The 14,555-nt window shown below is 59.4% G+C and carries 13 protein-coding genes, 3 tRNA genes and 1 pseudogene; 12 read left to right on the top strand and 5 right to left on the bottom strand.

Translation table 11 applies throughout. From position 1 onward, the window contains the following. The first annotated feature begins 161 nt into the window (after nt 1–161). The 5 genes from PG888_RS14410 (at nt 162) to yjjG (ending at nt 3,028) form a co-directional block, all read left to right on the top strand. A tRNA-Met gene (locus tag PG888_RS14410) sits at nt 162–238 on the top strand. An 88-nt stretch (nt 239–326) separates the two neighbouring features. Then, a tRNA-Met gene (locus PG888_RS14405) sits at nt 327–403 on the top strand. A 175-nt stretch (nt 404–578) separates the two neighbouring features. Beyond that, a tRNA-Met gene (locus PG888_RS14400) sits at nt 579–655 on the top strand. A gap of 178 nt (nt 656–833) precedes the next feature. Then, nucleotides 834–2,333, top strand: coding sequence for a M17 family metallopeptidase (locus PG888_RS14395; RefSeq protein WP_234605291.1), 1,500 nt, complete (start codon nt 834–836; stop codon nt 2,331–2,333). Nucleotides 2,334–2,347: 14 nt separating this feature from the next. Then, the gene (yjjG, locus tag PG888_RS14390) at nt 2,348–3,028 is read left to right on the top strand and encodes a pyrimidine 5'-nucleotidase (protein WP_270693619.1); all 681 of its coding nucleotides are present in this window, start codon (nt 2,348–2,350) and stop codon (nt 3,026–3,028) included. 93 nt (nt 3,029–3,121) lie between these two features. Here the strand turns inward: yjjG and PG888_RS14385 are convergent, their stop codons facing one another. From PG888_RS14385 to dusC, 3 genes are all read right to left on the bottom strand, one after another. Continuing rightward, nucleotides 3,122–3,877: a substrate-binding periplasmic protein gene (locus PG888_RS14385; protein ID WP_270693629.1), complete on the bottom strand. Its 756-nt coding sequence runs from the start codon at nt 3,875–3,877 to the stop codon at nt 3,122–3,124. 125 nt (nt 3,878–4,002) lie between these two features. Beyond that, nucleotides 4,003–4,371, bottom strand: a complete 369-nt coding sequence (locus tag PG888_RS14380; protein ID WP_042657497.1) for a TraR/DksA family transcriptional regulator — start codon at nt 4,369–4,371, stop codon at nt 4,003–4,005. A 97-nt stretch (nt 4,372–4,468) separates the two neighbouring features. Then, nucleotides 4,469–5,413, bottom strand: a complete 945-nt coding sequence (gene dusC / locus PG888_RS14375; protein ID WP_270693620.1) for a tRNA dihydrouridine(16) synthase DusC — start codon at nt 5,411–5,413, stop codon at nt 4,469–4,471. A 123-nt stretch (nt 5,414–5,536) separates the two neighbouring features. On the opposite strand from dusC, the gene PG888_RS14370 reads away from it, so the two are divergent. The 5 genes from PG888_RS14370 (at nt 5,537) to PG888_RS14350 (ending at nt 10,283) form a co-directional block, all read left to right on the top strand. Continuing rightward, the gene (locus PG888_RS14370; protein WP_019445809.1) at nt 5,537–5,914 is read left to right on the top strand and encodes a YbaN family protein; all 378 of its coding nucleotides are present in this window, start codon (nt 5,537–5,539) and stop codon (nt 5,912–5,914) included. 134 nt (nt 5,915–6,048) lie between these two features. Continuing rightward, nucleotides 6,049–6,594 (top strand): adenine phosphoribosyltransferase, encoded by a 546-nt coding sequence (apt, locus tag PG888_RS14365; protein ID WP_042058966.1) that lies wholly within the window; start codon nt 6,049–6,051, stop codon nt 6,592–6,594. Between the two features lie 172 nt (nt 6,595–6,766). Continuing rightward, nucleotides 6,767–9,319 carry a DNA polymerase III subunit gamma/tau gene (dnaX, locus tag PG888_RS14360; RefSeq protein WP_182937580.1) on the top strand — a complete coding sequence of 851 codons (2,553 nt, stop codon included), beginning with the start codon at nt 6,767–6,769 and terminating at the stop codon, nt 9,317–9,319. A gap of 114 nt (nt 9,320–9,433) precedes the next feature. Continuing rightward, nucleotides 9,434–9,763, top strand: a complete 330-nt coding sequence (locus PG888_RS14355) for a YbaB/EbfC family nucleoid-associated protein (protein ID WP_033113565.1) — start codon at nt 9,434–9,436, stop codon at nt 9,761–9,763. Between the two features lie 301 nt (nt 9,764–10,064). Next, entirely contained in the window at nt 10,065–10,283 is a 219-nt protein-coding gene (locus PG888_RS14350) for a DUF3955 domain-containing protein (protein WP_270693621.1), read from the top strand. A 177-nt stretch (nt 10,284–10,460) separates the two neighbouring features. Here the strand turns inward: PG888_RS14350 and PG888_RS14345 are convergent, their stop codons facing one another. Next, nucleotides 10,461–10,739: a hypothetical protein gene (locus PG888_RS14345; RefSeq protein WP_128821717.1), complete on the bottom strand. Its 279-nt coding sequence runs from the start codon at nt 10,737–10,739 to the stop codon at nt 10,461–10,463. Nucleotides 10,740–10,893: 154 nt separating this feature from the next. Here PG888_RS14345 and nfo point away from each other — a divergent pair, with 154 nt between their 5' ends. Together nfo and PG888_RS14335 are read left to right on the top strand one after the other, a co-directional pair. Then, nucleotides 10,894–11,736 carry a deoxyribonuclease IV gene (gene nfo / locus PG888_RS14340; protein WP_270693622.1) on the top strand — a complete coding sequence of 281 codons (843 nt, stop codon included), beginning with the start codon at nt 10,894–10,896 and terminating at the stop codon, nt 11,734–11,736. 165 nt (nt 11,737–11,901) lie between these two features. Further along, a pseudogene (locus tag PG888_RS14335) lies at nt 11,902–12,149 on the top strand (IS4 family transposase); the annotation flags it as partial. Between the two features lie 148 nt (nt 12,150–12,297). On the opposite strand, the gene kup reads toward PG888_RS14335, so the two are convergent. Then, nucleotides 12,298–14,166 carry a low affinity potassium transporter Kup gene (kup, locus tag PG888_RS14330; RefSeq protein WP_270693623.1) on the bottom strand — a complete coding sequence of 623 codons (1,869 nt, stop codon included), beginning with the start codon at nt 14,164–14,166 and terminating at the stop codon, nt 12,298–12,300. Between the last annotated feature and the right edge of the window lie 389 nt (nt 14,167–14,555).

Here is a 14,555-nt window from a genome sequence, read left to right as displayed (position 1 = left end):
TTGAGTGTAGTGCCGGATGCCCTGCAAGGACTCGATTGCCTGAAAAAACAGCATGATGCTGCTAATGACCGCACTCTTTGTCCGATTAATCTACGAATAAACTTTTTTTGAGATATTTACTTGCAATCTGTGCGCTGGCGCCTATTATTGGCGACCTCAGACGCGGGGTGGAGCAGCTCGGTAGCTCGTCGGGCTCATAACCCGAAGGTCGTCAGTTCAAATCTGGCCCCCGCAACCAACTTTTTCGTCAGCAGGCGATTGTGCAAACAATCGAAAGCAGACAAACGCCATCAAGCTACTGCTCGGCTTGGGGGTGACAATTCGGACGCGGGGTGGAGCAGCTCGGTAGCTCGTCGGGCTCATAACCCGAAGGTCGTCAGTTCAAATCTGGCCCCCGCAACCAACTTTTTCGTCAGCAGGCNNNNCAGGTCGGTAGCTCGTCGGGCTCATAACCCGAAGGTCGTCAGTTCAAATCTGGCCCCCGCAACCAACTTTTTCGTCAGCATGGGATTGTGCAAACAATCGAAAGCAGACAAACGCCACCAAGCTACTGCTCGGCTTGAGGGTGACAATTCGGACGCGGGGTGGAGCAGCTCGGTAGCTCGTCGGGCTCATAACCCGAAGGTCGTCGGTTCAAATCCGGCCCCCGCAACCAACTTCTGATCGTTCCCTTCTTGTATTGCTACTCTTTCTTTCATTGAACAATCATCCTTGATGCCCGTCGCCTGCTGGTGATTGCTGCTATTTCTGACGCTTTTTCAAGACCAAAACTGGTCGCATCAACCATTTGTTAGGTATCATCAGGTATCTCTTCATGGATGAGGCGCTCTCCTGTGATCACACCCTTCACCTATCTTCCCCCCGCTATCGAGAGTCAGGATGCCACCCTGGCCGAGGCCCTTGCCATGGGATTGCCGCTGCAGTTGCTGGTGATCGCCGAAGAGCAGAAAGAGGCGTTATTGGCACAGCCCCAGTTTGCCGATGTCAAAACCCTGCTTGCCCTCGGACAAAAGTCCCCCTTTACCCTGATGCATGGCAATACCCTGTTGCAGGTGGTGTTTGTGGCCAGCAGTGTGACGCGGGATCACCGTCTCTATAAGCAGGTAAGAAACTGGATAGCACCGCTGTCGGGGCTAAAACTGGAGCGGTTCGGTCTGCATCTGGAGGGATTTTCCCCTGCTGAACGAGTGATGCTGGCCGAGTTGCTACTCTCTGCCCTGTTGGCCGCCAATGTGCCGCTGCCGACCAGCAAGAGTCGCAACGAGAGCGGTTGGACCTACCAGCAGATCATTGTCTCTCCCGCGGTGGTGCTTGATCTGGCGCGCCTTTACAGCGAGGCGGGGGGCAATGGATTGGCTCGTCATCTGGCGGTGTTGCCCGCCTCCGAGCTCACTGCCGCCAGCTATCGCGAGTTCGTCAGCCAACTGGCGCAAGATGAGGGGTGGCTGTGTCAGCATTATGATCAGGCGCAGTTGGCCGAGCTGGGGGCGGGGGCGTTTCTGGCGGTCGCCCGTGGCTCGGAAGACAATCAGGGGGCCATGGTCAAGCTCAGCTACTACCCGCCCAAGCCGGTGCGCCGCATTGCGCTGGTGGGCAAGGGGATCTGCCACGACTCCGGTGGCTATAACCTCAAGGTCTCCGGCAGCATGTATGGCATGCATCTGGACATGGGGGGCAGCGCGGTGGCGCTGGGGGCCCTCTACGCCATCAGTCGAGCCCAGCTACCCTACGAGGTACACTGCTGGCTGGCCATTGCCGAGAACCATATCGGTCCTCACGCCTATCGCCCCGGCGAGGTGGTGACCGCCATCAATGGCACCTCCATCGAGGTGGTCGATACCGATGCAGAAGGGCGCATGGTATTGGCCGACACCCTGGCGATGGCCGTGCAGGATACCCCGGATCTGTTGATCGACTATGCGACCCTGACCGGTGCCTGCAAGCGGGCGCTGGGTAGCCGCTACAGCGGCGTTTTTACCAACCGCAGTGAGTGGCTGGTCTCGCTGGTCAATCTGGGTCAGCGCAGCGGCGAGCGGATCTGGCCCTTCCCGCTCGATGACGATTATGACGACAACATCGAGAGTGAATGGGCTGATCTGCTGCAATGCGCGCCGGGCAGTTCGCCGGATCATATCGATGCGGCCCGTTTTCTCGCTCACTTCGTGCCCGAGCAGACCCCCTGGCTGCATTTTGATTTGAGCGGTTTTCGCAACAAGGGGGGCAATGGGGTGGTCTCCAGCGAAGTGACCGGTTTTGGCGTGCGCCTCACTCTGGATCTGCTGGCCAGCCCGCTGGGTCGCATCGGCCGACATACCACTGATCCATCTGACTGATAACAAGGAGTTCTGTGAAACAACCAAGCTATGACTGGGTGCTGTTCGATTTGGATGAAACCCTGCTCGATTTCCCGGTCGCCGAGGCGCTGGCCCGAACGCTAACGATCTATGGTGTTGAGGCCGATGACGCCGCCATGGCGCAGTATCACACCATTAACCACGGGCTCTGGCAGCAGTACAACGACGGCGAGATCGATGCAACTGCGCTGCAGCAGACCCGCTTTGCCCTCTTTGCCCAGCAGGTTGACGCCGATCCCATGGCGATGAACAACACCTTTCTGGCGCAGATTGTCGCCCTGAGCATGCCCCTTGAGGGCGTGCTTGATACCCTGCGGCAACTGCGCAGCAAGGTGCGGATGGGGATCATCACCAATGGCTTCAGCGTGCCCCAGCGCGGGCGGCTCGGCAAACTGGGCTGGAGCGAGTGGTTCGAGCCGCTGGTGATCTCCGACGAGATCCGGGTGACCAAGCCTGATCCCGCCATTTTCCAGCACACTCTCTCCCTGATGGGACAGCCGGATCCGGCCAGAGTGCTGATGGTGGGTGACAACCCGAAAACCGATATCGCCGGTGCGGCGGCGCAGGGGCTGGCGACCTGCTGGTACAACCCCGAGCGGCAAGCGGGCGACAGTGGGGCAACCCACGAAATTCACCACTTTTCCCATCTTGCCGGGATTGTATTGGGGCACTGAGTGCCGTGGTGTCTGATGGAATAAGGGTCTGTCGCGAGAAGCGGCAAGCGTGTGGCAGACAGAAACAGAGAGGGGAGCCGAGGCTCCCCTCTCTTATGGATGTTGAGGGGCTGATAGATGTTGGGGGGTGAACTGGTAGCGATCGAGGATCTGCCGATAGTCGGGGCTCTGTTTCAACTGATCGATAGCCTGATTGAGCCGTTGCAGGTGCGTCTCTGTGGTGCTCTCTTTGCTCAGTATCAGGTGAACCGGTGTCAGTTCGATACGCAGCAGAATATGCAGATCATCCGGTAGCTTCCCCTGATTGCGCCACTCCTGTAGCCCGTGGGGATCGAGAATAAATCCCTGGATCCGCCCCCCCTGCAACATTTTCAGTAGCTGCTCCAGCCGCAAGCGCATCTGCAAGCGGGGCTGCATGTCGGGTTGGGTCATCAATTGGCGGAAGGAGTCGCCGTAATCAAAACCTTTGAGCAGTCCGAGATGAAAGTCAGGGGTATTGGCAAGTTGGTCGAGGGTGGTGATCCCGCGCCAGCGTTCGGCATCCTGGCGGCGGACGACGATGACCGTCTCCTCTTCCCGATAGGGGTGGCTGAAGCGGGCGTATTGTTGCCGCTCGGCGGTCATATTGGCAGACATGCCAACCTGTATCGTGCCAAATTGCAGCTCGTGCAGCACGCGAGCCCAGGGCATTTCACTGAATCGTGCCTGATAACCGGCGCGCTGGAAGATGGCGTCGAGCAGTTCCACATCCAGTCCGCGAAGCTGCTGCTGTTCGTTGCGAAAGCTGAAGGGCTGCCAGTTGACCCAGCCGACGACCAATGACTCCTGTGCCAGCGCCTGGCAACACAAACACCATAACAACAAGAGTCGGTACACAACGCATCCCCTCGGGCAGGCTGATACGGTTGAGTATTGGACAGGAATGACGGAGTAACCAGTGCTGAGGGTTGAGCGGATGCACAGATGTGCATCCCTCACAGTTCGTGGGCGTGGAATCCCTTGCGATAGCGGGTTTCGCAGCGCGGGCAGCGTTGCAGGGTCGGATCCTGTTCCAGCTGTTCGATGGCCAGCGGCTCTTCACAATCTGAGCAGAGGCCGTAGATGCCCAGATCCATCTGGCAGAGTGCCGCGTCGATCCGCTTGAGGCGGGCCACGCTCTGCTCTACCTTCGGCAGATCCAGGCGGCTGGTCAGTTCAACCAGTTGATCCTGATCGCAGTGACCGACCTGCTCGGCCCACTCGTCACGGCGGCAGGCTTTCAGTTGACCGATCAGCGTTTCTCGTACTTGGGCCCAGTCGGACAGCAGGCGATTACGCCAGACAGTCAACTGTGCTTGCGTCATTTCACACACATTATCCCCCACAGGACAGACGACAGATTCGGGGCAGTATAGGGACCCGATAACTCTATCAAGATGATATGCGTCAAGTTAAACGTGGTTAGCCGTGGCTTTTGGCCGCTTGCAACAGGGCATCGCGGATGGGGTCGGTCTCTTTGAGTACCCTGATCTCCTGAAACAGCAGATCCGCTTCGGGATATTCCCGCTTGAGGTAGCTGAACCACTGCTTGATGCGGCTGGGGTAGTAGTCGGCTTTTTCGCTGGCCAGATCCTGCTCGGTGTAGCTCACCATCAACTGCAGCACCTCGGCCCAGCTCATGTGCGGGCAGCCGGTTTTCATCACGTTAGCCAGATTGGGCAGGGAGATGGCGCCGCGCCCGACCATCAGGGCATCGCAGCCGGAGACGCTGGCGCAGGTGAGGGCATCCTGATGATCCCAAATCTCGCCGTTGGCGGTGACCGGGATGGGCAGGGCGCGGCGAATGGCGTCCACATACTCCCAGTGGGCGGGGGCTTTGTAGCCTTCGCGCTTGGTGCGGGCATGGACGGCCAGCTCGTTGGCGCCCCCCTGGAAGACCGCCTGGGCGTTCTCCAGATAGAGCTCCTTGTCATCGTAACCGAGGCGAATTTTGGCGCTCACCGGCAGATGGGCGGGCACTGCCTCGCGTACCGCCTTGACGATGCGGTAGATGGTCTCGGGCTCTTTGAGCAGCACCGCGCCACCCTTGCTCTTGTTGACCGTGGGGGCGGGGCAGCCGAAGTTGAGATCGACGCCGGGGGAGCCCAGCTCGATGGCGCGCACCGCGTTCTCGGCCAGCCACTCGGGGTGTTGCCCCAGCAACTGCACCCGCACCGGAGTGCCTGCGCGGGTTTTTCCATCTTGCAGCAGTTCAGGGCAGAGGCGGTAAAACACCTTGGCGGGCAGCAGCTGATCGACGATCCGGATAAACTCGCTCACGCAGAGATCGTAATCATTGACGGAGGTGAGAACCTCCCGCATCAGGTGATCCAGTACCCCCTGCATGGGGGCCAAAATAACGCGCATAACGGCTTTCCGACGAGAGTGGGGAGAAAAAAGAGCGCAGATTGTAGTGGGGTTGCGCCCCGCTGTCAGCACCCGCTCAAACTCTGTTAGGCTAGAGGGAGATAAATCACGCAAGGAGAAGGAATGAAGCGTTGGTGTCTGATGGCGCTCGGGTGGCTGGCATTTGCCACCGGTATCGTGGGCATTGTGCTGCCGCTGCTGCCAACTACCCCCTTCATGTTGCTGGCTGCCGCCCTGTTTGCCCGCTCGTCGCCCCGTTTTCATCGCTGGCTGCTGACCCATCCCTGGTTCGGCCCGCCCATCGTCGATTGGCAGCAGTATCGCGGTATTCGTCGTCAGGCCAGACGGCGTGCCATTATCTTCATTTTGCTCACTTTCTCGGTGTCGCTGGCGGTGGTGCCACTGCTGTGGGTCAAGGGGCTGCTGGTTGTCATAATGGTGATCCTGCTCACCTGGTTAATGCGGCTGCCGGTGCTGGAGCCAGTTGCAATGGCGAAGTGAAGTCCCTAAGCTATTGCAGCAATAATGCTATGGAGTCGGCCTGTCATTTTTGCGTGACAGGCTTTTTTATTTCCCGCAGAAGGGAATTGAGAAAAAATGGCCACCCCTGGGTCAAAAAAATAAGCGGTCAACACATGAATCCGGAAACCCTGAAATTTATCGAAGCAAGCATCAAGACCATTCCCGACTATCCGAAGCCGGGCATTCTGTTTCGTGACATCACCAGCCTGATCGAGAACGCCGAAGCCTTCAAGGCCACCATCGATCTGCTGGCCAATCATTATCGTGATCAAGGGATCACCAAGATTGTTGGTACCGAAGCCCGTGGCTTCATTTTCGGTGCACCGGTTGCCTTCGCCATGGGACTGGGCTTCGTGCCGGTCCGCAAGCCGGGCAAGCTGCCGCGCGACGTGATCGAGGAGTCCTATGCCCTCGAATACGGCACCGACACCCTGCAACTGCACACCGATGCCATCGTGCCCGGTGACAAGGTGCTGGTAGTGGACGATCTGCTGGCGACCGGCGGTACCGTCGATGCGACCGTCAAGCTGATCCGCCGCGCCGGTGGTGAGGTGGCCGATGCGGCCTTCATCATCTCCCTGCCGTCTCTGGGTGGCGATGCCCGCCTGACTGCCGCTGGCATCAAGGTGCTCTCACTGGTTGAACTGGCCGGCGAGTAATGCCTCTTCGGCCCGATCCTCTGCATCGGGCCAGCATGCAACCGATGCCCTTGCGGGCATCGGTTTGAAAATCAAGCGATCCCTCCCGCTCTGACCGATAGCCGATACAGCCAGCCCGCCATTTGTGTTAGCATCCGGCCTCAATGCCTTGTCTTCCCTGCATGATGGATTTATGAGCTATCAGGTTCTGGCGCGTAAATGGCGCCCCCATACGTTTGAACAAGTGGTAGGCCAGCAACATGTGCTGACCGCCTTGACCAACGCCCTGGATCAGGGACGGCTGCATCACGCCTATCTGCTGAGCGGTACCCGTGGGGTCGGCAAGACCACCATCGCCCGTATTCTGGCCAAGAGCCTCAACTGCGAGCAGGGGATCAGCAGTCACCCGTGCGGTGTCTGCGATACCTGCCGCGAGATCGATCAGGGCAACTTTGTCGACCTGCTGGAGATTGACGCGGCGTCCCGCACCAAGGTGGAAGATACCCGCGAGCTGCTCGACAACGTGCAGTACCGTCCGGCCCGCGGCCGCTTCAAGGTCTACCTCATCGATGAAGTGCACATGTTGTCGCGCCACAGCTTCAACGCGTTGCTGAAAACCCTGGAAGAGCCGCCTCCCTATGTGAAGTTTCTGCTGGCTACCACGGATCCGCAGAAGCTGCCCATTACCATCCTCTCGCGCTGTCTGCAGTTTCATCTGAAGAGTCTGGATCAGACCCAGATCGCCAAGCAGCTCGAATGGGTGCTGGATCAGGAGGGGCAACCCTTCGAGCCGCGCGCCCTGCTGGCACTGGCCAAAGCCGCCGACGGCAGTATGCGCGATGCCTTGAGCCTGACCGATCAGGCGCTGGCCCACGGCAACGGCAGCGTGCGCCTCGAGAGCGTGCTGGCGATGCTGGGCACGCTCGATCACCGCCATCTGCACCAGCTGCTGGAAGCCATTTTGCGGCAAGATGCCCCTGCGACCATGGCCAAGATCACCGAGATCGCCACCCTGGGCCCCGATTTTGATCAGCTCCACGCCGAGCTGGAAGGCTTGCTCCATCGCATCGCCATGGCGCAGCTGCTGCCTGCCAGCGTGCAGGAGCAGGGGGCGGATGCCGATTCCCTGCTGCAACTGGCCAAGGCGATGAGCCCGGAAGAGGTGCAGCTCTGCTACCAGATCGTGCTGGGTGGTCGTAAAGATCTGCCCTGGGCCCCCGATGGCCGCACCGCGCTGGAGATGACCTGCCTGCGGATGCTCGCCTTCTCGCCACGGCGCGATGCCCTGCATCCGGCCAGTCTCACAGCATTGCCCCCGTCAATGACGAGCAGTGCCGCGCCGGTAGCCTCCTTGCCGGGAAAGCGCCCGGCCGCTGAATCGGCCGCACTGGCACCGATCAGCGGCGCCGTGCCCGCGGTTGATGCCTCCCTGCCTGCGATGGTGGATGACACTGCTAACGCTGCCAACAGCGAGGAGGAGGCGCAAGCCGCCGAGCTGTTCAGTCAGCAGGATGAGCTGCTGCGCGAAGCGGCGGGCATGGGTTATCAACCCGAACCAGCTCTGCCAAATGTGCAGCACGATGTACTTGCGCACTCAGCCGCACAGCCTGCGGATGATGGCGAGCGTGCCGCAGCCGATACTGACTATTCCCGTGGCGACTCGCTGACCGCCCCCTTCGATCCCGCGCTCGAATCGATAGCCGAACTGACAGTCGAGCCGGTCGCTGCCCCTGAAGCCGTTTCTGCGGTATCGAGCATGCAGAGCCTGCTGGGCAAGCGAAATATGCTGCGCAGCCGCCAGCGTGGTCAGGATGCGCCGGCGGCGGCCGCGCCGCGCGCGGTGCCGGTTGTCCCTGCTCGCCCTGTAGCGCCCGCTGCTGCTCCGGTCGTCACCCAACAGCCAGCCCCAGTCAGCCAACCGGCCGGGCAGGGGATGGCGGCGATGGGTCACTATGATGATCTGCCGCCGGTGGATCTCTATGGCGACGGTTACGAGCCACAGGGTGACAACGGGGAATACGAAGAGTACCTCAATCAGGGCTTTGCCGAGCAGGCACCGGTGATGAGCCACGCGCCCGTCACGGCTTCGGCCCAGCCAACCGATCTGCCACCCTGGGATCTCGACGGGCAGCCCAGCTATCGACCCGGCGAGCGCAGCGCCACGGCGCCTGCGGTGACGCCCGCCCCAGTGCCCCAGCCGGTCGCCCCCGTTGCGACCACTGCGGTGGCTGCTGCCCCGGTGGCGCAGAGCGAGCCCGCCCAGCCAGTGATGGAGACCATCGACTGGGATGAGCTCGAGAGCGATGAGGAGCCGCAAGAGGGGGAGGCGACCCGTCTTATCCCTTCGTCACTGCTCAATGGTTGTGGCGACCCTTGGGCCGAGTTGATTGCTCACACTCAGGTGGGTGGGCGGCTACGCCAGCTGGCCATCAACTCGGTGATGACGCAGGAGGGGGATAAGGTACTGCTGACCCTCAAACCCGAGCAGCGCCATCTGGTGAGCGACAAGGCGCGCGCCGATCTGGCCGAGATCATAGGGCCAGCGCTGGGGCAACCGGTGCAGGTCGAGGTGACGCTCGGCGTGGTGCCTGACAAGGAGACCCCCCTCGAGATCGAACACCGCCTCTATCTCGGGGTGCGCGAGCAGGTGACCCGGGATCTGGAGCAGGATCCCAACGTACAGTTTTTAGTTCAGCGGTTTGGTGCCGTGCTTCATCACGAGAGCATCGAGCCCCTCAACCGCTAAATTCCGTGGCCGGGAGCTCGCTTCCGGTTGAAAAGTAGTTTGGCTGTCCCCATCTAGGACAGACAAGCCCACAGCCCGGCGCTGGATGCCGGATTTCAAGACGAGAGACGACATATGTTTGGTAAAGGTGGAATGGGGAACCTGATGAAACAGGCCCAACAGATGCAAGAGCGTATGCAGAAGGCGCAGGAGCAGCTGGCTCAGATGGAAGTGACCGGTGAAGCCGGTGCTGGCATGGTCAAGGTCACCATGACCGGTAGCCACAGCGTCCGTCGCATCGAGATCGACCCCTCCCTGATGGAAGATGACAAGGAGCTGCTGGAAGATCTGGTCGCCGCCGCGTGCAACGATGCCGTGCGTCGTGTGGAAGAGCAGAACAAGACCAAGATGGGCGAACTGACCGGTGGCATGCAACTGCCGCCAGGCTTCAAAATGCCCTTCTAAAGCGACTCTCCCCGCGCATTCTTGCTCCCTTGTCGCTGGCCATTCGGGCCACGGCAAGGGGGACGGCAGAGAGACTTAAAGACGCAGCCGTTATCGCCCAGGCGATACGCTGCGTTTTTTTATGGGCGCCGCTCAAGCCCTTGCCTGCCTGCTATTGCTCACCCGCCACCGAGCGCCGTCTTTTGTCGATCGCATCTGGTCGCCCGTCCTTAATCGAAAAGCCTTGTTCACTTCACCCTCCCTTCACATCGGGATGGAGAATGGGTGGCTCGTTCAAGATGAAAAGGAGTGCTTGAGGATCATGACAATCATGATGCGTACCGGTGCCGTGCTGGCGGCCATGGGCGTGTGCTGTCTGGTGGCTTTTGAACTGATTGGTTCTACCGTCGGTGAAGATGGCACTTTGCATGAACCCTTCGGCTTGATCCCCATCGGTTTGTTGCTGCTCGGTGTGGCGATCTTGTTGCTGCTGGCCGGGGTAGTCAAGGGAGTGTGGCTGCGCCATCACGGCCGCACATAACGCCTTGGGATGGTGGACGAGGCTGCGGGATGCCTGATCCAGGCATCCCGCTGACTACCACTGCGCAGGAGGGAGGCAACCGTACATCGAGATGAGCAAAGGTGTGCTCGGTGATCTCATCGGTATGGGGTCTGGCCGGGCAACAGCCAGATGGGTTGTAAAAGGGGTGGCTTTCGCTTATTTGGCGTGCAGAAACAGCTCTTCAATGGACATCGGGGTGCTGAAGTAGTGCGTCACGGCATTGGCGAGATAGGGCAGCAAATCATCCCCCCGGATCTCGTCTGCCAGCCGGGTGTCCGGCTCGGCCTTGAAGCGGGGCGCATGCACGGTTTTGCCCTGATTTTCGAGGAATTGGGCAATCCCTGCCGCTGACGCCGTCGCCCACTGGCGATGGGGGGGCATGGAGGCAAATTTCAGCAAGGGTTCTTTGGTGTTGTCAATCATCGGCAGGTTCATCGCAAGCTCCTCGGTCATGGAGTGAATATCATACAGCTCGAACCTGAACGAATCCTTTTTAGCCCGCGAAAACGATCAGGCTTATCGACTATTCCGGTTTGGCGGGATTGGGCGGGATCGGCATAATGGCGGCTTGCCGTATTGAGGAGATTGTATGAAATATATCGGAGCCCATGTCAGTGCGGCCGGCGGGGTGGAGAATACCATCGCCCGCGCCCAGGCCATCGGGGCCAACGCGTTTGCCCTCTTTACCAAGAATCAGCGTCAGTGGCAGGCGGCCCCCTTGTCGGAGGCCACCATCCGCGCCTTCAAGGCCGCCTGTGACAAGGCCGGTTTTCTGCCAGAGCAGATCCTGCCCCACGACAGTTATCTCATCAATCTGGGCCACCCCGATCCCGATGGTCTGGCCAAATCCCGCGACGCGTTTCTCGACGAGATGAAGCGCTGCGAGCAGCTGGGGCTTTGTTATCTGAACTTCCACCCCGGCAGCCATCTCAAGCAAATTCCCGAATTGGCCAGCCTCAAGCTGGTGAGCGAGTCGATCAACTGGGCGCTGGAGCGCAGTGAGGGGGTGACGGCGGTGATCGAGAATACCGCCGGGCAGGGGACCAACCTCGGCTGGTCGTTCGAGCAGCTCGCCACCATCATCGAGGGGGTGGAGGACAAGAGCCGGGTCGGGATCTGTTTCGATACCTGCCACGCCTTTGCCGCCGGCTACGATCTGCGCACCGCCGAGAGCTGCGCCGCCGTCTTTGCCGAGTTCGACCGCACGGTGGGTTTTCACTATCTCAAGGGGATGCATATCAACGGCGCCAAGTGCACCTTCGGTAGCCGGGTCGATCGCCACCACAGCCTGCGGGAGGGCAATCTGGGGGAGGCGGTGTTCCACCACATCATGAATGATGATCGTTTCGATCGCATTCCGCTGATCCTCGAGACCATCGACGAGTCCATCTGGGGCGAGGAGATCAGCTGGTTGCGCAGTCTGGCAAAGTGATAGTCAGCGAGCTATGATAGTAAAACCAAAACAACTGTTGCCCCAGAATCCATATTATGGCTTCATGTACCGGATCTTTAGCGGCAACCAATTGAAATAGATATAAAAAAGGCTTCGTTTGTGATCTGATTTTATCGCCAAACAAAATCAACACGCGCGAAGCCTATGACCATTATTAATGCTAATCACTATCTGGAGCAACTCCTGGCTCCCGTCGTACTCGAGCGCATTGCTCGACTCTGCAAGTTTTGTCTGCGTCAGCGCGCCATTACCCCTGCCATGCTCGTCCCTGCACTGTTGCGGGCCATGGGGGCGACCAGGTCAATGACATCGCCGGTTTACACCGTCATTTCAATGCCTTGCAACTGGTGAACGCGCATCAGGTTTCCTACAAACCGTTTCACAATCAGCTGCACTGGTTTACTCCCTTCTCCCCTCGCGGGAGAAGGGCTGGGGATGAGGGGGCCGGTAACTGGGTTAACGGAAATAAGAGAGGGAGGACAATGCCTCCCTCTCTCTTGCTGAGGTTTTCTATGCCATTAAGAGGCCATCAACACGCCATCAGATATCCACCTGGGATCCCAGCTCGATGACCCGGTTGGGCGGGATCTCGAACTGATCCGGCGCGCGCAGGGCGTTGCGTTGCAGCAACATAAAGAGCTTGCCGCGCAGATAGAGATACCAGGGGCGGTCTTTCATGATGAGCGACTCGTGGGCCATAAAGAACGAGGTCTCCATCATCCGGCAGCTGAGCCCCTCGGCGTTGCAGCGGTGGAAGATCTCCTCCACGTTCGGAGTCTCGCGCCAGCCGTAGCTTGCCACCACCCGCCAGAAGGTGGGGGAGAGCTGCTCGATGCAGACCCGGCGCACATTGTGGACGTAGGGCACATCCTCCACCCGCAGGGTGAGCAGGATGATCCGCTCGTGCAGCACCTTGTTGTGCTTGAGGTTATGGAGCAGCGCATGGGGGATCACATTGACCACCCGCGACATATAGACGGCAGTGCCGGCCACCCGGGTCGGCGGGGATTTTTCCAGCGAGGCGATCATCGGCTCAAGGGAGTTGCCGTGCTCGTTCAGGCGGCGAATAAGCTGGAAACGCTCGCTCTTCCAGCTGGTCATCACGGTGAACATCACCGCGCCCAGGGTGAGCGGCAGCCAGCCGCCGGAGAAGATCTTGGCGAGGTTGGCGGCAAAGAGCGGCGCGTCGATTGCCAGCAGCGCGGCGAACAGCGCGGCCACCAGATACTTGTTCCAGTGCCAGCTGTTCTTGGCCACCGAGCAGGAGAGGATCGAGGTGAGCACCATGGTGCCGGTCACCGCGATGCCATAAGCGGCCGCCAGATTGCTGGAGTGCTCGAAGCTCATGATGACGATCACCACCGAGATATAGAGCATCCAGTTGATGACCGGAATATAGATCTGGCCGGACTCCTGCTCGGAGGTGTGCACGATGCGAATGGGTGAGAGATAACCGAGCCGCACCGCCTGCCGGGTCAGCGAAAAGACCCCGGAGATCACCGCCTGCGAGGCGATCACCGTCGCCATGGTCGCCAGTATCAGCAGCGGCAGCAGCGCCCATTTTGGCGCGAGCAGGAAGAAGGGATTGGCAATGGCCGCCGGATTATCCAGCAGCAGCGCCCCTTGCCCGAAGTAGTTGAGCACCAAGGAGGGCAGCACCACCATAAACCAGGCGAGGCGGATCGGGTTTTTGCCAAAGTGACCCATATCGGCGTAGAGCGCCTCCACCCCGGTGATGGCCAGCACCACGGCGCCGAGGGCAAAGAAGGAGGTGGTCTGGTACTGGATAAAGAAGCGCACCGCCCAGATGGGGTTGAGCGCACCCAGCACCTCGGGGTTGTGGATGATGCCGCGCAGCCCCAGCACTGCCAGCGTCATAAACCAGATCAGCATGATGGGGGCAAACAGCTTGCCCACCATGGCGGTGCCATGTTTCTGGATGGCAAACAGCAGGGTTAGCACCAGCACCGAGAGGGTGACGATATAGGGGTCGAGGGCGGGGGTGAGAATGCTCAGACCCTCGATGGCCGACATCACCGACATCGCCGGGGTGATCACCACCTCGCCATAGAAGAAGCTGCCGCCAATCAGGCCGAGGATGATCAGCAGCGGCGTCCAGCGGGTGGAGGCGTTGCGGGTCGCCAGCGACATCAGGGTGAGAATGCCACCCTCGCCGGCGTTGTCGGCCCGCATCACAAAGGAGAGGTACTTGACCGACACCACCAGGATCAGCAGCCAGAAGATCAGCGAGAGAAAGCCGAGAATGGAGGCCGGCTCGACGCCGAACCCGAATTGACCTGACAGGCACTCGCGCAAGGTATAGAGCGGGCTGGTGCCGATATCGCCATAGACTACGCCAATCGCCGCCAGCATAACGCCGGGAGTGGCTTGTTGTTTATCACAGTTCATGAGTTCATCTTGTCAGTTTGATGTTTACACGTTTGCCAACGCACAGTTGTCCGACCTATCAGGAAAGTCGTGATATTTAATCGGGAGAGAATTAATGGATTGCGATGGGAAAGGGCGCTAACGAAATAGTGATCTGCTTGTCATGGAACACAGTCTGTTCATCTGTCATTAAGCTTATAATGACACACACTCTGCGGGACTATGCTCAGTTATAAATAATCAAAAGTTCAATTTGAGTAAGAGAATTAATTATCCGGCGATTGAAATTGGCAGCGATAATGCAGGCAACTGTTTGTTTTATCTAGTGAAGTGTCATGTACAGGATCTTTAGCTACAACCAATTGAAATAGATAGAAAAAAGGCTTCGTTTGTGATCTGATTTAATCGCA

This window comes from Aeromonas sp. QDB23 (assembly GCF_027707745.1).
In the GTDB taxonomy this organism is placed as follows: domain Bacteria; phylum Pseudomonadota; class Gammaproteobacteria; order Enterobacterales; family Aeromonadaceae; genus Aeromonas; species Aeromonas allosaccharophila.
This window is presented reverse-complemented; position numbering and strand designations above follow the sequence as displayed.